Annotated in this window: 17 protein-coding genes and 1 other annotated feature; of the genes, 8 read left to right on the top strand and 9 right to left on the bottom strand. The window is 53.5% G+C overall.

What is annotated here, in order from left to right:
* Positions 1-183 precede the first annotated feature (183 nt).
* The 3 genes from clpB to rluD all read right to left on the bottom strand — a co-directional run bounded on the left by clpB (position 184) and on the right by rluD (position 4,594).
* Positions 184-2,757 carry an ATP-dependent chaperone ClpB gene (clpB, locus tag ACG0Z5_RS18230; RefSeq protein ID WP_394449958.1) on the bottom strand — a complete coding sequence of 858 codons (2,574 nt, stop codon included), beginning with the start codon at positions 2,755-2,757 and terminating at the stop codon, positions 184-186.
* A gap of 128 nt (positions 2,758-2,885) precedes the next feature.
* A complete protein-coding gene (yfiH, locus tag ACG0Z5_RS18235; protein WP_394449960.1) occupies positions 2,886-3,617 on the bottom strand; it encodes a purine nucleoside phosphorylase YfiH in 732 nt (243 codons plus the stop codon).
* Positions 3,614-4,594 carry a 23S rRNA pseudouridine(1911/1915/1917) synthase RluD gene (gene rluD, locus ACG0Z5_RS18240; RefSeq protein ID WP_319629022.1) on the bottom strand — a complete coding sequence of 327 codons (981 nt, stop codon included), beginning with the start codon at positions 4,592-4,594 and terminating at the stop codon, positions 3,614-3,616. Before rluD ends, yfiH begins: the two co-directional genes overlap by 4 nt.
* 131 nt (positions 4,595-4,725) lie before the next feature.
* Here rluD and bamD point away from each other — a divergent pair, with 131 nt between their 5' ends.
* From bamD to pheA, 4 genes are all read left to right on the top strand, one after another.
* Positions 4,726-5,469 carry an outer membrane protein assembly factor BamD gene (bamD, locus tag ACG0Z5_RS18245; RefSeq protein WP_394449963.1) on the top strand — a complete coding sequence of 248 codons (744 nt, stop codon included), beginning with the start codon at positions 4,726-4,728 and terminating at the stop codon, positions 5,467-5,469.
* 272 nt (positions 5,470-5,741) lie between these two features.
* Positions 5,742-6,074, top strand: a complete 333-nt coding sequence (gene raiA / locus ACG0Z5_RS18250) for a ribosome-associated translation inhibitor RaiA (RefSeq protein ID WP_319629024.1) — start codon at positions 5,742-5,744, stop codon at positions 6,072-6,074.
* Positions 6,075-6,195: 121 nt separating this feature from the next.
* Positions 6,196-6,321: a sequence feature (Phe leader region), on the top strand.
* Positions 6,197-6,244, top strand: a complete 48-nt coding sequence (gene pheL / locus ACG0Z5_RS18255) for a pheA operon leader peptide PheL (RefSeq protein ID WP_394450028.1) — start codon at positions 6,197-6,199, stop codon at positions 6,242-6,244. Its footprint overlaps the feature before it by 48 nt.
* Positions 6,322-6,343: 22 nt before the next feature.
* Positions 6,344-7,504: a bifunctional chorismate mutase/prephenate dehydratase gene (gene pheA / locus ACG0Z5_RS18260; RefSeq protein ID WP_319629025.1), complete on the top strand. Its 1,161-nt coding sequence runs from the start codon at positions 6,344-6,346 to the stop codon at positions 7,502-7,504.
* On the opposite strand, the gene ACG0Z5_RS18265 is transcribed toward pheA, so the two are convergent.
* The 3 genes from ACG0Z5_RS18265 to aroF all read right to left on the bottom strand — a co-directional run bounded on the left by ACG0Z5_RS18265 (position 7,501) and on the right by aroF (position 10,639).
* A complete protein-coding gene (locus ACG0Z5_RS18265; RefSeq protein WP_394449965.1) occupies positions 7,501-8,373 on the bottom strand; it encodes an SMP-30/gluconolactonase/LRE family protein in 873 nt (290 codons plus the stop codon). The genes pheA and ACG0Z5_RS18265 overlap by 4 nt on opposite strands.
* Before the next feature lie 64 nt (positions 8,374-8,437).
* Positions 8,438-9,559, bottom strand: a complete 1,122-nt coding sequence (tyrA, locus tag ACG0Z5_RS18270; protein ID WP_394449967.1) for a bifunctional chorismate mutase/prephenate dehydrogenase — start codon at positions 9,557-9,559, stop codon at positions 8,438-8,440.
* Positions 9,560-9,568: 9 nt separating this feature from the next.
* Positions 9,569-10,639, bottom strand: a complete 1,071-nt coding sequence (gene aroF, locus ACG0Z5_RS18275; protein ID WP_319629028.1) for a 3-deoxy-7-phosphoheptulonate synthase AroF — start codon at positions 10,637-10,639, stop codon at positions 9,569-9,571.
* A 219-nt stretch (positions 10,640-10,858) separates the two neighbouring features.
* Here aroF and ACG0Z5_RS18280 point away from each other — a divergent pair, with 219 nt between their 5' ends.
* The 4 genes from ACG0Z5_RS18280 (at position 10,859) to ACG0Z5_RS18295 (ending at position 13,589) form a co-directional block, all read left to right on the top strand.
* Positions 10,859-11,233: a DUF2799 domain-containing protein gene (locus ACG0Z5_RS18280; protein ID WP_394449970.1), complete on the top strand. Its 375-nt coding sequence runs from the start codon at positions 10,859-10,861 to the stop codon at positions 11,231-11,233.
* A gap of 145 nt (positions 11,234-11,378) precedes the next feature.
* Entirely contained in the window at positions 11,379-11,876 is a 498-nt protein-coding gene (locus ACG0Z5_RS18285) for a YfiR family protein (RefSeq protein WP_394450030.1), read from the top strand.
* Positions 11,869-13,089, top strand: a complete 1,221-nt coding sequence (gene dgcN, locus ACG0Z5_RS18290; protein ID WP_394449972.1) for a diguanylate cyclase DgcN — start codon at positions 11,869-11,871, stop codon at positions 13,087-13,089. Before ACG0Z5_RS18285 ends, dgcN begins: the two co-directional genes overlap by 8 nt.
* Before the next feature lie 17 nt (positions 13,090-13,106).
* Positions 13,107-13,589, top strand: a complete 483-nt coding sequence (locus ACG0Z5_RS18295; RefSeq protein ID WP_394449974.1) for an OmpA family protein — start codon at positions 13,107-13,109, stop codon at positions 13,587-13,589.
* A 4-nt stretch (positions 13,590-13,593) separates the two neighbouring features.
* On the opposite strand, the gene ACG0Z5_RS18300 is transcribed toward ACG0Z5_RS18295, so the two are convergent.
* From ACG0Z5_RS18300 to rplS, 3 genes are all read right to left on the bottom strand, one after another.
* The gene (locus tag ACG0Z5_RS18300) at positions 13,594-14,964 is read right to left on the bottom strand and encodes a PepSY-associated TM helix domain-containing protein (protein WP_394449976.1); all 1,371 of its coding nucleotides are present in this window, start codon (positions 14,962-14,964) and stop codon (positions 13,594-13,596) included.
* A gap of 59 nt (positions 14,965-15,023) precedes the next feature.
* Positions 15,024-15,428, bottom strand: coding sequence for a DUF2946 domain-containing protein (locus ACG0Z5_RS18305; protein WP_394449978.1), 405 nt, complete (start codon positions 15,426-15,428; stop codon positions 15,024-15,026).
* A 140-nt stretch (positions 15,429-15,568) separates the two neighbouring features.
* Positions 15,569-15,916 carry a 50S ribosomal protein L19 gene (rplS, locus tag ACG0Z5_RS18310; protein WP_319629035.1) on the bottom strand — a complete coding sequence of 116 codons (348 nt, stop codon included), beginning with the start codon at positions 15,914-15,916 and terminating at the stop codon, positions 15,569-15,571.
* Positions 15,917-15,955 lie beyond the last annotated feature (39 nt).

A 15,955-nucleotide genomic window follows, 5' to 3' on the forward strand; every position in this document is an offset into this window, starting at 1 on the left:
GCTTGCCGTTGTTCCGTGTCAGTGGAGGCGCATTATAGGGAGTTATTCTGAGACGGCAAGTCTAAATTCAAAAAAACTTTCCGACCGCTCACCATTCATACAAAACATCAATAAAAGGCAAATATTCGCCTGGTTTTTAAACAAAAACGAGCCCCTGAGGGCCCGTTTTTGCTTTTTTGTGACTTACTGCACTGCCACGATGCGGTCATCTTTGACCATCAGACGGATCGTTTTCCCAGGAATCAGCTCACCAGAAAGGATTTGCTGCGCCAGCGGGTTTTCAATCTGCTGCTGGATAGCACGTTTCAGAGGACGCGCCCCGTACACTGGGTCGTAGCCGTTTTCGCTTAACAGCTTCAGCGCATCATCTTCTATATGCACGTCATAGCCGCGCTCTTCGAGACGCTGGTACAAACGCTGAAGCTGGATCTTCGCAATCGAGGCGATATGTTGCTCACCCAACGGATGGAAGACCACGACTTCATCTATACGGTTGATGAACTCTGGACGGAAGCTGTGGCTGACAACGCCCATCACCAAATCCTTCATGTGTCCATAGTCCAGTTCGCCGAAACGTTCCTGAATCAAATCAGAACCGAGGTTGGAGGTCATGATAACCACCGTATTGCGGAAATCGACCGTTCTCCCCTGCCCGTCCGTCAGACGACCATCATCCAGCACCTGCAATAAGATGTTGAACACATCCGGGTGTGCCTTCTCAACTTCATCAAGCAGAATCACCGAATACGGACGACGGCGAACGGCTTCGGTCAGATAACCGCCCTCTTCATAACCGACGTATCCCGGAGGCGCACCGACCAGACGAGAGACCGAGTGTTTTTCCATAAACTCGGACATATCGATACGCACCATCGCATCGTCGCTGTCGAACATAAAGTTAGCCAACGCCTTACAGAGTTCGGTTTTCCCGACACCGGTCGGCCCGAGGAACAGGAACGAACCAATCGGACGATTGGGATCCGACAATCCAGCACGGCTTCGACGAATCGCATTCGATACAGCTTCTACCGCTTCATTCTGTCCAATCACTCGGCTGTGCAACTGTTGCTCCATCCGCAGCAGTTTGTCACGCTCGCCTTCCAACATTCTGGCGACAGGAATACCGGTCCAGCGTGCCAGCACGTCAGCAATTTCGACGTCAGTTACGCGGTTACGCAGCAGACGCATGGTTTTGCCTTCAGACTGGGTCGCCACAGTGAGCTGTTTTTCCAGTTCAGGAATTTTGCCGTATTGCAGCTCAGACATCCGCGCCAAATCACCCACGCGGCGTGCCTGCTCGATAGCAATTTTCGCTTGCTCAAGCTCTGCTTTAATAGTTTGCGTTCCGGACAGCGAGGCTTTCTCTGCTTTCCACTCTTCTTCCAGCTCAGAATACTGACGTTCTTTGTCGTCCAGTTCTTCATTAAGCATATCCAGACGTTTAAGGCTGGCTTCGTCCGACTCTTTTTTCAGCGCCTGCTGTTCAAGCTTGAGCTGAATGATACGCCGCTCGAGTCGGTCCAGTTCTTCCGGCTTCGAGTCTATCTGCATACGAATGCTGGATGCCGCCTCATCTATCAGGTCAATGGCTTTATCCGGCAGTTGTCGGTCAGCAATATAACGATGTGATAACGTCGCCGCAGCAACAATCGCCGGATCGGTTATCTGCACATGGTGGTGCAATTCATAACGCTCTTTCAGGCCACGTAATATCGCAATGGTATCTTCGACTGATGGCTCAGCGACAAATACTTTCTGGAATCGACGTTCCAGCGCGGCGTCTTTCTCGATGTACTGACGGTATTCATCAAGCGTTGTCGCCCCGACGCAGTGCAGTTCACCGCGGGCCAGCGCTGGCTTAAGCATGTTCCCGGCGTCCATCGCGCCGTCCGCTTTCCCCGCCCCGACCATAGTGTGCAGCTCATCGATAAACAGAATGACGTTGCCTTCCTGTTTCGCCAAATCGTTGAGCACGCCTTTCAGACGTTCTTCAAATTCCCCACGATATTTGGCCCCTGCCACCAGCGCGCCCATATCCAGCGCCAGCACCCGACGGCCTTTCAGCCCTTCAGGCACTTCACCATTCACAATTCGCTGTGCCAGCCCTTCGACTATCGCCGTTTTCCCGACGCCAGGTTCACCGATCAGCACCGGGTTATTTTTGGTGCGACGCTGCAATACCTGAATGGTACGGCGAATCTCTTCGTCACGACCGATCACCGGGTCAAGTTTGCCCTGCTCGGCGCGTTCGGTCAGATCGAGCGTATATTTTTTCAAAGCCTGACGTTGGTCTTCGGCTCCCTGATCGTTCACGCTGTCACCTCCGCGCATTTGTTCAATCGCCTGAGTCACATTGGCGGTTGTTGCTCCGGCAGTTTTCAGCAGGTCGGTCAGCGTGCCGCGTGATTCAAGCGCCGCCAGAACAAACAGTTCTGACGAGATAAAGTTGTCATTTCGTTTTTGCGCCAGCTTGTCGCAAAGATTCAGCACGCGCACCAGATCCTGAGACGGCTGAACGTCACCACCGGTGCCTTCCACCTGCGGTAAACGGCTCAATGCCTGATCGATGGCTGTGCGTAACTGCCCGGCATTCACGCCAGCAGAGGTTAATAAAGGACGTACCGATCCCCCTTCCTGATTCAGAAGTGCACTCATTAAATGAAGAGGTTCGATGAATTGGTTGTCGTGCCCGAGTGCAAGAGACTGGGCATCGGCGAGAGCAAGCTGGAATTTATTGGTAAGACGATCCAGACGCATAACTCCTCCCATAACAGGTCAATTTTGCTACTGGAGATTAAATGAGGTCATCCCTCAATTATTCAAGGTTAGAGACCTGAACTATGTGAAAAATATGTCAGCCTTCTGGATCGTCTTGATTCTTTAGGTTATATCAGCCAAATGAAACTTGCCATACGACCGGTGGTCCGATCGCGTCGATAAGAGAAAAAATCATCCTTTTCGCTTAGCGTACAGCGTTCACCGCCGAACACCTGATTAACGCCGACATTTGCCAGACGCTGACGGGCTAACTGATAGATATCAGCGAAGTATTTTTCGCCAACCGGACGGAAAGCACTATCAGCTTGTGTATCTTTGGCCATGAAAGCCTCACGGACTTCCGGACCAACTTCAAATGCCTGAGGACCAATCGCCGGACCAAGCCAGGCCAAAATGTTTTCTGGTTTATCCTGGAAATGAGCGACGGTTTGTTCCAGAACGCCATCACACAGCCCGCGCCAACCAGCATGTGCAGCAGCGACTTCGGTTCCCGCTTTATTGCAAAACAGCACCGGCAAACAGTCGGCGGTCATTACGGCACACACCAGACCAGGCTGATTGCTGTAGGACGCATCTGCCTTTTTGGAGACATATTCGCCGCCGGTCAAGGTCAAAACCGCATTCCCGTGAACCTGCTCAAGCCAGACCGGACGCGAAGGAAACGCCGCCGCTTCATAGAAACGACGGCGGTTCTCTTCTACATGTTGCAGATTATCGCCACAGTGGGCGCCGAGATTGAGAGAATCCCAGGGCGATGCACTCACACCGCCCACACGCGTGGAACTGCACGCGCCGACACCCTCAGGCATCGGCCACTGGGGAACAATAATCTTGGTCATAGCCAGGCAACATCATCCTTGTGTTCTTCGAAATCGGCGCGCATCGCAGCAATAAGATCGACCATATCCTGAGGGATAGGCGCATGCCATTCCATCTGGATCCCGGTAATCGGGTGATACAGACGAAGCATAGTCGCATGCAGCGCCTGACGGTCGAATTTACGCAGTTCGGTGATGAACTCTTCCGATGCCCCTTTTGGCGGACGCGGACGGCCACCATAAAGCTGATCGCCCACCAGCGGATGGGTAATATGGGCCATGTGCACGCGGATTTGGTGCGTACGTCCGGTTTCCAGACGCAGGCGCAAACGCGTGTGCACACGGAAATGTTCCATAATGCGATAGTGCGTCACAGCCGGTTTCCCCATTGGGTGAACGGACATGTGGGTACGCTTGGTCGGATGGCGACTGATCGGTTCTTCCACCGTTCCGCCCGACGTCATGTGACCAATCGCCACGGCTTCATATTCACGGGTAATTTCACGCAGCTGCAGCGCTTCAACCAGACGCGTTTGCGCCGGAACAGTTTTAGCCACCACCATCAGACCGGTAGTGTCTTTATCCAGACGGTGAACAATCCCCGCACGTGGCACATCGACAATCGGTGGATAGTAATGCAGCAAAGCATTGAGGATAGTCCCGTCAGGATTCCCTGCGCCCGGATGCACCACCAGGTCACGCGGTTTGTTGATAACGATAATGTCGTCATCCTCATACACGATGGTCAGCGGGATATCCTGTGGCTCGAAGCGTGCTTCTTCTTCGATTTCAGCGTTGATGGCGACACGTTCTCCCCCCAACACTTTCTCTTTTGGCTTGTCACAAATGACGCCATTGACCTGCACTCGCTGGTCAAGGATCCATTCTTTTATACGCGAACGCGAATAATCCGGGAACATTTCGGCCAAAGCCTGATCTAAGCGTTGACCGAGTTGTTTTTCGGATACCGTTGCGGTGAGTTGTACTTGTTGTGCCATAAACAGCTTCTTCGTTTAACGTTGGGTTTTACGGCTTCGCCGTATAATATAGTGTGCTATTGTAGCTGGTCTTAATCGGGAGCAGGAACGATAATCTCCCGCATAAACATTCTGAGGAAAGTCAAAACGTCATGACGCGCATGAAATACCTGGTGGCCCTTGCCACACTGAGCCTGGCTTTGGCGGGTTGCTCCGGTTCAAAGGAAGAGGTGCCTGATAACCCGCCAAATGAAATCTACGCGACTGCTCAACAAAAGTTGCAGGACGGTAACTGGAAACAGGCGATAACGCAACTGGAAGCGCTCGATAACCGCTATCCGTTTGGCCCGTATTCTCAGCAGGTTCAGCTTGATTTGATTTATGCGTACTACAAAAACGCCGATCTGCCACTGGCTCAGGCTGCTATCGACCGCTTCATGCGTCTCAACCCGACTCACCCAAACATTGACTATGTCATCTATATGCGTGGCCTGACCAACATGGCTCTGGATGACAGTGCGCTGCAAGGCTTCTTTGGCGTTGACCGTTCTGACCGCGATCCGCAACACGCCCGTGACGCATTCAATGACTTCTCCAAACTGGTTCGCGGCTACCCGCAAAGCCAGTACTCATCTGACGCCTACAAACGCATGGTGTTCCTGAAGGATCGCCTGGCGAAGTATGAGCTGTCAGTGGTGGATTACTACACCGATCGTGGGGCATGGGTAGCGGTCGTTAACCGTGTTGAAGGTATGCTCCGTGACTTCCCGGACACGCAGGCCACCCGCGATGCACTGCCGAAGATGGAAAAAGCCTACCGCGAAATGCAGATGAACGCGCAGGCTGATAAAGTGGCGAAAATCATCGCCGCCAACGGCAGCAAGACCAGTAGCTAAGCGTTCCTGATAACGAAAACGGCAGCCCCAAAAAGGCTGCCGTTTTTTTTGGCATTCGTTACAGCGCTGAAGCGGTTTAGCGCCCAGTCATCCCATCAACTATGGCCCTCTTTTTCGCATTCCTCAAGTATTAAATCCCCTGTTCCTGTCCTGCCTCACAAAATACGTTGACTGACAAAAAGTGACAAAATAACGTGATTTACATCACACATTTTGACATTGAGAACGGTATGCTGGAATCACCAAGACGGGAAAGACAAGAGGTAAAATTTATGACAATGAACATTACCAGTAAACAAATGGAAATTACTCCGGCTATCCGCCAGCACGTCGCAGACCGTCTCACCAAACTTGAAAAATGGCAAACTCATCTGATTAACCCACACATCATTCTGTCTAAGGAGCCGCAGGGTTTTGTAGCCGACGCCACCATGCACACACCTAACGGTCATCTGGTTGCCAGCGCGCGTCATGAAGATATGTACACTGCCATTAACGAATTGATCAACAAGCTGGAAAGGCAGCTCAATAAAGTGCAACACAAAGGGGAAGCACGTCGCGCCAACGCATCGGTGAAAGACGTCAACTTCGTTGAACAAGAGTAATCCTTATCAACTGTGTTAATCCAACGCGCCTTCGGGCGCGTTTTTTGTGCCCGAACGTTTTTGCGGTTGACAGCATGAAAACAGTACGGTTACTTTAACTGCGTACTTCCAAGGAAATCCTGATGAAAACTGTCCTGTTCTTCTTCGCATTCTTTTTTACCTTCCCCTGATTGGGAGGCGTTTCGTCGTGTGATAAAGAATGCGAAGACGAACAATAAGGCCTCCCACACCGGGGGGCCTTTTTTATTGATAACAAGAAAGGCGACATTATGACTGCGGAAAACCCGTTACTTGCTCTGCGCGACAAAATAAGCGCGCTGGATGAAAAGTTGCTCTCGCTGCTGGCCGAGCGTCGTGGGCTGGCAGTAGAAGTGGGCAAAGCGAAACTGCTGTCGCATCGCCCTGTCCGCGATATCGACCGCGAACGCGACCTGCTGGAACGCCTGATTGCCTTGGGTAAAAGCCACCATCTTGATGCGCACTACATCACTCGCCTGTTTCAGCTGATTATTGAAGATTCCGTTTTGACCCAGCAGGCGTTGCTCCAGCAGCATCTGAACAAAATCAATCCGCATTCCGCCCGGGTGGCATTTCTTGGTCCGAAAGGTTCTTACTCCCACCTCGCCGCACGTCAGTATGCCGCCCGCCATTTCGAGCAATTTATCGAAAGCGGATGCGCCAAATTCGCCGATATCTTTAATCAGGTCGAAACCGGACAAGCCGATTACGCGGTGGTGCCGATTGAAAATACCAGCTCCGGTGCCATCAACGACGTCTACGATCTGTTGCAGCACACCAGCCTGTCGATTGTCGGCGAGATGACGGTCCCTATCGATCACTGCGTGCTGGTTTCCGGCTCAACCAGCCTGGATAACATCGAAACCGTCTACAGCCATCCACAACCCTTCCAGCAGTGCAGCCAATTCCTGAACCGCTATCCGCACTGGAAAATCGAATACACCGAAAGTACCTCTGCGGCGATGGAAAAAGTGGCCGAAGCGAATTCGCCCCACGTTGCCGCTCTCGGCAGCGAAGCCGGAGGCGGGCTGTATGGGCTACAGGTTCTGGAGCGCAATCTGGCAAACCAGACACAGAACATCACCCGTTTCATCGTGCTGGCCCGGAAAGCGATTAACGTCTCCGATCAGGTTCCGGCGAAAACCACCCTGCTGATCGCCACCGGACAGCAGGCCGGTGCGCTGGTAGAAGCGCTGCTGGTACTGCGTAATCATAATTTGATCATGACTAAGCTGGAGTCACGCCCGATTTACGGTAATCCGTGGGAAGAGATGTTTTATCTGGACGTACAGGCCAATCTGGAATCGACCGCGATGCAAAAAGCCCTCAAGGAGCTGGGTGAAATCACCCGCTCCATGAAAGTGCTGGGCTGTTATCCAAGCGAAAACGTAGTGCCGGTTGACCCGGTTTAAGACTCAATAAAAGGCAACTTCTTCATCCCTGCCACCTCAACAGGCAGGGTGAAGATGGCGCCGGAGAGCGGCGATTGACGCGCCTCTTCGGCGCTCATATTTTCACGGGTGGTGGTAATAAACAGCGTTTTCATCTCAGGCCCACCAAAGCAGACCATCGTTGGGCGGCGTACCGGCAAATGATACTCCGCCAGCTGTTGGCCGTCAGGCGAGAAGCGCGCCACCCTGCCACCGTCAAACATCGCTATCCAGTAACACCCTTCTTCATCCATCGCTGCGCCGTCCGGAATACCTTCCCCTGCGCTAAACGTGCGGAAGACCTGCCGTTTGCCCGGCTCACCCTGCTCACCCAACGGCGTCCGGTAGATAACGCCGTTCGGGGTATCAGAGGTGTACATCCATTTTTTATCCGCGCTAAAGGCCAGCCCGTTGGCCCCATGAATATCACACTGGATAACTTTCGGTTTGAGCTGATTATCGACCCGCATCAGCAGCGCGCCGTTGTAATCACCCGGCCCCCAAAATGTTCCGGCATAGAAACGCCCGTCTCTGTCGGTACCGCCGTCGTTAAAACGCGCCAGCTGCGGATTGCTTGGATTGTCGCAGATTTTTCGCACCAGCAGTCCATGACGATCGCTCAACCAAATGGCACTGCGCAGCGCAACGATAAAGCCGCCCTTATCCCGGAGCGCAAAACAGCCTACCTCTTCGGGAAACTGCAGGACCTGATGCTCGCCGCTGGCGAGACAGTAGCGGTGAATTTCACACTCGAGGATATCGGCCCAATAGAGAGCCTGTTCGGCCTCGCTCCAGGTTGGGCATTCCGGTAAATGACCGGTGTAATCGAACAAAACTTCGGGTTGTGCCATTTTCGTTTCCCTATAAAAAAAGCCAGCGGGTTTCCCCTCTGGCTTTTGAGTATAAGCACTATTTTTATTGTCGACTGTCGTTAGCCTGGCGTAACAGCGTCCGGCTTTCGCTCTGGAAGCGCTGGGCGTAATCGCCAAACCAGTGTTCGACCTTGCGGAAACTGTCGATAAAAGCTTGTTTATTGCCCTGATCCAGCAGCTCAATCGCCTCACCAAACCGTTTATAGTAGCGTTTGATCAGGGCAATGTTGCTCTGAGAAGACATGATGATGTCAGCGTAAAGCTGTGGATCCTGCGCAAACAATCGCCCTACCATTGCCAGCTCAAGGCGATAAATCGGTGATGACAGCGCCAGCAGTTGTTCCAGTTGGACATTCTCTTCTGCCAGATGCAGGCCGTAAGCAAAGGTCGCAAAGTGGCGGAGAGCCTGAATGAACGCCATGTTCTGGTCGTGTTCAACCGCGCTGATGCGATGCAAACGCGCCCCCCAGACTTGAATCTGTTCCAGGAACCACTGATAGGCTTCCGGCTGGCGGCCGTCACAGTAAACCACCACCTGCTTCGCCAGACTGCCGCTGTCGGGACCGAACATCGGATGCAGGCCGAGAACCGGGCCATTGTGCGCCGCAAGCATAGCCTGCAACGGCACTGCTTTGACCGACGCCAGGTCGACCAGAATACAATCCGCAGGCAGCGCGGGTAGCTTCTCAATAATCTGCGCCGTCGCATGAATTGGGACACTGACGATAACCATCCCCGCATCGGCGACCATCTCTTGTGCACGGGCCCAATCGTCTTTCTCGAGGATCCGCACCTGATAACCTGACAACGTCAGCATTTTTTCAAACAGTCGGCCCATCTGCCCGCCACCACCGACGATAACCACCGGCCGCAGCTGCGGACAGAGCGTTTTAAAGCCTTTGTCATTTTCGCTGGAGTAGGACTCGCGCATCACCCGACGCAGTACGTCTTCGATAAGATCGGGCGGAACGCCAAGCGCAGCAGCCTCCTGGCGACGAGACGCCAGCATTGACGCCTCACGTTCAGGGACGTAAATCGGCAGGCCGTACTTGCTTTTGACTTCGCCGACTTCAGCCACCAATTCCAGGCGGCGCGCCAGCAATTCCAGCAGCGCCTTATCTACTTCATCTATTTGATCGCGTAGCGCGGTCAGTTCAGCAACCATAAATTCCTCTTACGCCAGACGAGCCGCCAGATGGCCACGCAAATCTTTATCCAGCTCACGCAGCAACGCGTCCGTCGTTTCCCAACTGATGCAGGCATCCGTCACCGACACGCCGTACTTCATATCGCAACGTGGCTGCTCGGAAGACTGATTGCCTTCATGAATATTACTTTCGATCATCAGACCAATAATGGAGCGGTTACCATCTTTGATCTGTGCCACAACAGATTCTGCCACAGCGGGCTGACGGCGGTAGTCTTTGTTAGAGTTACCGTGACTGCAATCAACCATCAGCGACGGCTTCAGCCCCGCCTGCTCCATCTCTTTTTCGCATTGTGCTACATCTGCCGGACTGTAGTTTGGCGCTTTACCGCCGCGCAGGATCACATGCCCATCCGGGTTACCCTGGGTTTGCAGCAGGCAAACCTGACCCGCCTGGTTGATGCCGACAAAACGGTGCGGCATCGCGGCAGCACGCATGGCATTGATCGCGGTTGCCAGGCTACCATCGGTGCCATTTTTAAAACCAACCGGCATCGACAGTCCGGACGCCATCTCGCGGTGCGTCTGCGATTCGGTGGTACGCGCGCCGATAGCGGACCAGCTGAACAAATCGCCCAGGTATTGCGGGCTGTTCGGATCCAGCGCTTCGGTCGCCAGCGGCAGGCCCATGCTTACCAGTTCGACCAGCAGACGGCGCGCAATTTTCAGCCCGCCTTCAACGTCAAACGAGCCATCCATGTGAGGATCGTTGATCAATCCTTTCCAGCCCACGGTTGTACGTGGTTTTTCAAAGTAGACGCGCATTACCAGGTAGAGGCTATCGCTGACCTCTGCGGCAAGTGTTTTGAAACGGTGAGCGTATTCAATCGCCGCTTCCGGATCGTGGATCGAGCAAGGCCCGCACACCACCAGCAGACGCGGATCGCGCCCGGCAATAATATCGGAAATGGTCTGACGAGACTGGGCAATCTGTTCTTCCTGTTCAACGGTCAGCGGGAATTCCGCTTTCAGCACTTCAGGGGTGATCAGAATATGTTCGTCGGCGATATGTACGTTGTTCAGCGCGTCTTTTTGCATGATGGCGTTCCTGTAATGCTCGTTTGCGATAAAGGGTTTCCTCAGTGAGGTTGAGCTAACAATACCATACGTGGTAAAGATTTCAATCCACAATCCGTAAATAATAATTTACACAAGCCATTTTTAGCGCATTTATTTCGCTTTTTCATGTAAACAAAATATTCCACTCGCGATTAATTCCACCTGCACTATGCTCAAAGCATTGATTCGGAGGAACCTATGAAACCCGTCCTGTGTGCGTTTTTAATTCTTGTGTTAAACGGATGCCAATTAAATCCCTACACCGATTCCCCACACTGGACCGGCACCGACTGGTACGGTGAAGGCCTGGACGACGGCCGCAGCGGGATCGTCGCCAGGAGTGACCAACGACTGGCGAGGGACCTTAACGCTCCTGAAGTCGATCATAACGCGTATATGAAAGGTTATAGGTTAGGGCTGGAAGATATCTGCACTACCCACCTGCTCTTTGGCTGGGGTGTTTCCGGCAAAATTTACCCCGAAGGGTGCGATACCCGTGAAAACGCAGTCGAACTTCGCCAGGCCTGGCAAAACGGTATGAATGAAGGCGCGAAATCAAACAGGCTGAATTAAACCCCGAGAGTCATCAGCACCATGATGAGCCTGAATGACGGCCTTTGTGAATAATGTTAGTCTTTATATAATCTACATGAATGTTTCATTTCTGGATGCGTGGCGAACTTTTGTGAGCAACCGGTGGCAATATATTGCGTGCCAAATGACGTTGGCACTGGTATTCCTGACGGCTGAAACGCCGGTATTTGCCGCGCCTGTCGGACAGGAAAGTGCTGTCCGCGATATTGTTTCTGGTATCGTCAGCTATACCCGCTGGCCCGCACTTAATGGCAAGCCAAGGCTATGTATTTTCTCAAGCTCTGCTTATGTTATGGCGCTGAGTCATGGGGAAAGTCATACCCGCCCCTTTTTACCCGTCACCGTAGAAAATGAACAACAGGCGCTGGCCGCTAAATGTGACGCTCTTTATTTCGGGAGTGAAACGCCGGAACACCAGCAGAAAATTATTAATAGTTTCCAGAACCGTCCCCTGCTCACGATTGCTGAGCAAAATTTAGAATGCAGTTTTGGCAGTGCATTTTGCCTGCAAATGAAATCACAGCGACTTACGTTTGCCGTCAATCTTGACGCGCTCTCGAGAAGTGGCGTCAGGGTCAATCCTGACGTATTAATGCTTGCCCGGAATAAAAAATATGAATAAGGGATCCTCAGCCGCGCAGCGCCCAACGTTTAAAAGAACCTTACGGCGAATCAACATGACCACCATCGTCATTACCATGATGCTGGTCTGGCTAATGCTGAGCGTCGTCTCGGTGGTGACGCTAAAACAGTACGGCCAAAAAAACCTCGAACTGACCGGGGCCACTCTGGGCCACAGTATCGAAGCGGCGTTGGTCTTCGGCGATGAAACAGCTGCCGCGGATACCCTCGCCACGCTGGGCAAACAGGGGCAATTCGCCGAAGCGGATGTTTTTGATAAGCGTCAGCAGCTGTTTGCGCGCTGGGCATATGAAAGCGATGCCGGCAGCGACCGCTTTAATCTGCTGGTCAGCCACTGGCTGTTTCCAAAACCCACCACCCAACCGGTGATCCATAATGGTGAGGTGATCGGGCAAATCCGGCTCAGCGCCCGCGACAGCCTGATTGGGCATTTTATCTGGACCTCACTGGGTGTGCTGACTACCTGCGTTTTACTTGCCACCGCGGCGGCGATGGTTATCTCGCGACATCTACATTCTGATGTGGTCGATGCCCTTCAGAAAATAACCGATGTGGCGCATGACGTGCGCACCAACCGGAACTTCGCGCGCCGCGTGCCGGAAGAACGCATTGAAGAATTCCACCGTTTCGCCCAGGACTTCAACAGCCTGCTGGATGAAATGGAGGCGTGGCAGCGTTCATTACAGGCGAAGAACGATCAGCTGCTACGCACCGCCATGCACGACCCGTTGACTGGCCTACCTAATCGGGCCTCGTTCCGTTCCCACATCAACGCACTGATGAACGATCCTGCGGCAAAAGCGGGCTCTGCGTTGCTGTATCTGGATGGCGATGATTTTAAAGTCATTAATGATACCTGGGGCCACGCTGCCGGGGATTATGTTCTGATCGAGACCGCGCTGCGGCTGGTCGAATTTGGCGGCAAACGGCATCACGCCTTCCGCCTGGGCGGGGATGAATTTGCGGTGTTGCTGTCAAATATCAGCGATGAGCTGCAGGTTCAACGTATCTGCATCGAGCTGGCGCAGCGATTCACCACTGCAATGGATATGCACAATGGTCACGCCGCACCGTTCACGCTGAGTATCGGCTACGCCATGACCAGCGAGCACGACAGCGTTGAAGGTTTGCTGGAACAAGCCGATAAGAACATGTATCTGATGAAGAATCAGCGAACCAGGACACTTTGTTAAATTATAAGGAATTCAGAATGCGTAAGCGTTTTTCCACTCCCGTGTTACTCGCAGCTCTCCTCCTGAGTGGCTGCCAGACGCCACAGGGAAAATTCTCTCAGGAACAAATTAGTGCCATGAAAACCTGGGGATTTACCGAAAACGCAGGCGACTGGTCATTAGGGATGTCGGATAAAATTCTGTTCGATACCAATAACTACCAGCTGAAAACCGACAGTCGGCAGCAAATCCAGACCATGGCCAGAAAACTCGCCGCCACCGGGCTGATGCACGCCCGCATGGACGGGCACACCGATAATTACGGCGAAGACCGTTACAACGAAGCATTATCACTCAAGCGCGCCGACCAGGTTGCCGACGCGTGGGCCGAAGGGGCGCATATTCCGCGTACCAACCTCACCACGCGCGGATTGGGTAAAATGTATCCGGTCGCCAGCAATAAAACCTCGCAGGGCCGCGCTGAAAACCGTCGCGTCACGGTGGTGATCAGCGCGCCCTGATTGATCACTCTGCTGAATGAACCGACGACACCGCGTTGGCCATCCGCCAGCGCAGGACGTCAATGAGGATAAACAGCAGCAGACTTCCGCCAAGTACTGGCATTGCGATCCCCAGCGTCACCGAGACCATAATCGTCCCGACACGCCCAACCGGCGACAAATCACACCAGCTCTGCGTCAACGTCGTCATCGGGTTATACACTGCCGGTGACGGACGTCGAATCCACCACAGCCGGTAACCGACGACGATCATCACGCACAGCGCGGTTCCGAAGGCAATCAGCACCAGCTGATTCAACACGCCAAACAGCAGACCCATATGGAAATCGACGCCCCAGCGCGTGAGCTTTGCCATCAGTGGAAAATCAACAAAACGAGTCCGATCCACAACCTGCATTGTATTGGCATCGACAGCCACCGCATCGACCTGGGTTGGCCAGCCGCGGTCGATCTCAGTCACCGTCCACGCCCTGTCACTGCTTTTCGGGGGGCGAATCTCCAGCCTACGGGCATCAATTCCCGACTGCTGAGCCAGATGCAATACGCTGTCAAACCGCGTTAAATCGAGTGGCATGGTCATCATCATTGCCATGCCATCATGATTATCGTGGTGCTCTGCGGTCGGGTCTTCATTCCTCGCCTGCCCGCTCAACTGGGTGTTGACCTGCGGCGTCAGCCAGCTAAACGCGGCCCGGAGTTTATCGACGTTGCCACCCGCCCACTGCGACCAGGTCAACCCGGTCACCGAAAACAGCAGCATTCCACCGAGCAGCAACCAGCCCAACGTGACGTGAACGCGACGTTTATTCTGTACAGAGTTGTTGAGCCGCCGTTTCGGACGGGTGAAAAACCATAGCGCAATCCCCCCGCAGGCCGCAATCCACATCCACGACGCGGCCAGCTCGCTGTAAAGCCGCCCGACGTTGCCCAATAGCAATGACCGGTGAGCGCAATCAATCCACTGGCGCAGGGGCAAAATACCGCTGGTGCCATACACCGTCATATCGCCTTTTACCGCCAGCGTGACCGGATCGATAAACAGCGCCCGGCTCTCGGATTCCCCCAGTTGAGGCGAACTGAACATCACCCGGGTCGTTTCGCCCGGCGTGAGTGATGGGCGCACGGCGTACAGCGGTAAATCCAGGCCGACCGCCTCTTCTGCGACGGCGATTTGCTCCGCCAGGGAGTGCGATTCGCCGACAACTTCAGCGCTCAGCGCCTGACGATAAATGATATTTTCGAGCTGTGGCGTGGCAACGTACAGCGTGCCGGTCAGCGCCGCGATAAAGATAAACGGCCCGACAAACAGGCCAATGGCGAAATGCAGGCGACGCAGCAGGTTAATCCATGCTGCGCGCGGGGTGCAGGTGGTCATACTTTTCCTTTTAAAAAGCAAACAGGGAGTGTGGCGCTCAAGCGCCCATTCAGATGTTGTTAGCAGGTAAAAGCAGACAGCGTGGGCGGCGCCCGGGTATCAGGATAAAGCCAGGGGAAAAAGTGCCACGCCTGCACCACCAGCCGTGGAAGGCGAAAATGCAGACGCATCAGTAGGGCGCAGACCAGCACGACCAGTGCCAGCAGCAATCCCGGCACATGGGCCAGTAATACGCAATAGCCACAGGCTTCGGCATGATCGACTGGCATCGACGCCGGGCTATGTCCGACATGATGCTCACCCATCATCGACAGGTCGTGATGCATCCCCGGCATAGCGCTCATTGGGTCTTTTTGTAGGGAAACGGAAATCAGCGGCGCAACGATAATCAACGCCATAGCAAACAGCGCGAACCATGCCGCGAGGCGGTTACTGCTGCTGCGATGAAATCTGTTGTCTGCCATCTGCCCTCCGAAGCGGGGACATTGTAAATGATTTGCAGCCGGAAGGTTAACAATCGAGGAGAAATCGGCAAGTCAGAAACATAAAAAAGGGCCAGCCTTGCGGCCAGCCCTTTTTAACTTGGATGTCGCTTAAGCGAATCTTAGTTAAGACGCTCTTTGATACGAGCAGACTTACCAGTACGCTCACGCAGGTAGTACAGTTTAGCTTTACGAACGGCACCACGGCGTTTAACAGCAATGCTGTCAACAACTGGAGAGTGAGTCTGGAAGACACGCTCAACGCCTTCGCCGTTGGAAATTTTGCGAACAGTGAATGCAGAGTGCAGACCGCGGTTACGGATAGCGATAACCACGCCCTCGAATGCCTGCAGACGTTTTTTGGAACCTTCAACAACCCATACTTTCACTTCCACGGTATCGCCCGGACGGAAGGAAGGTAAGTCCTGCTTCATCTGCTCTTGTTCAATTTGCTTGATAATGTTGCTCATAATTTAATCTCTTATCCTGGGTAAACTGATATTTGGGGG

Origin of the sequence: Scandinavium sp. M-37 (assembly GCF_043558715.1) — a bacterium.
In the GTDB taxonomy this organism is placed as follows: Bacteria; Pseudomonadota; Gammaproteobacteria; order Enterobacterales; family Enterobacteriaceae; genus Scandinavium; species Scandinavium vulneris_A.

Coding starts and splice junctions, on each gene's coding strand:
- clpB (WP_394449958.1), bottom strand. CDS start 2,757: ATGCGTCTGGATCGTCTTACCAATAAATTCCAGCTTGCTCTCGCCGAT.
- yfiH (WP_394449960.1), bottom strand. CDS start 3,617: ATGACCAAGATTATTGTTCCCCAGTGGCCGATGCCTGAGGGTGTCGGC.
- rluD (WP_319629022.1), bottom strand. CDS start 4,594: ATGGCACAACAAGTACAACTCACCGCAACGGTATCCGAAAAACAACTC.
- bamD (WP_394449963.1), top strand. CDS start 4,726: ATGACGCGCATGAAATACCTGGTGGCCCTTGCCACACTGAGCCTGGCT.
- raiA (WP_319629024.1), top strand. CDS start 5,742: ATGACAATGAACATTACCAGTAAACAAATGGAAATTACTCCGGCTATC.
- pheA (WP_319629025.1), top strand. CDS start 6,344: ATGACTGCGGAAAACCCGTTACTTGCTCTGCGCGACAAAATAAGCGCG.
- ACG0Z5_RS18265 (WP_394449965.1), bottom strand. CDS start 8,373: ATGGCACAACCCGAAGTTTTGTTCGATTACACCGGTCATTTACCGGAA.
- tyrA (WP_394449967.1), bottom strand. CDS start 9,559: ATGGTTGCTGAACTGACCGCGCTACGCGATCAAATAGATGAAGTAGAT.
- aroF (WP_319629028.1), bottom strand. CDS start 10,639: ATGCAAAAAGACGCGCTGAACAACGTACATATCGCCGACGAACATATT.
- ACG0Z5_RS18280 (WP_394449970.1), top strand. CDS start 10,859: ATGAAACCCGTCCTGTGTGCGTTTTTAATTCTTGTGTTAAACGGATGC.
- ACG0Z5_RS18285 (WP_394450030.1), top strand. CDS start 11,379: ATGACGTTGGCACTGGTATTCCTGACGGCTGAAACGCCGGTATTTGCC.
- dgcN (WP_394449972.1), top strand. CDS start 11,869: ATGAATAAGGGATCCTCAGCCGCGCAGCGCCCAACGTTTAAAAGAACC.
- ACG0Z5_RS18295 (WP_394449974.1), top strand. CDS start 13,107: ATGCGTAAGCGTTTTTCCACTCCCGTGTTACTCGCAGCTCTCCTCCTG.
- ACG0Z5_RS18300 (WP_394449976.1), bottom strand. CDS start 14,964: ATGACCACCTGCACCCCGCGCGCAGCATGGATTAACCTGCTGCGTCGC.
- ACG0Z5_RS18305 (WP_394449978.1), bottom strand. CDS start 15,428: ATGGCAGACAACAGATTTCATCGCAGCAGCAGTAACCGCCTCGCGGCA.
- rplS (WP_319629035.1), bottom strand. CDS start 15,916: ATGAGCAACATTATCAAGCAAATTGAACAAGAGCAGATGAAGCAGGAC.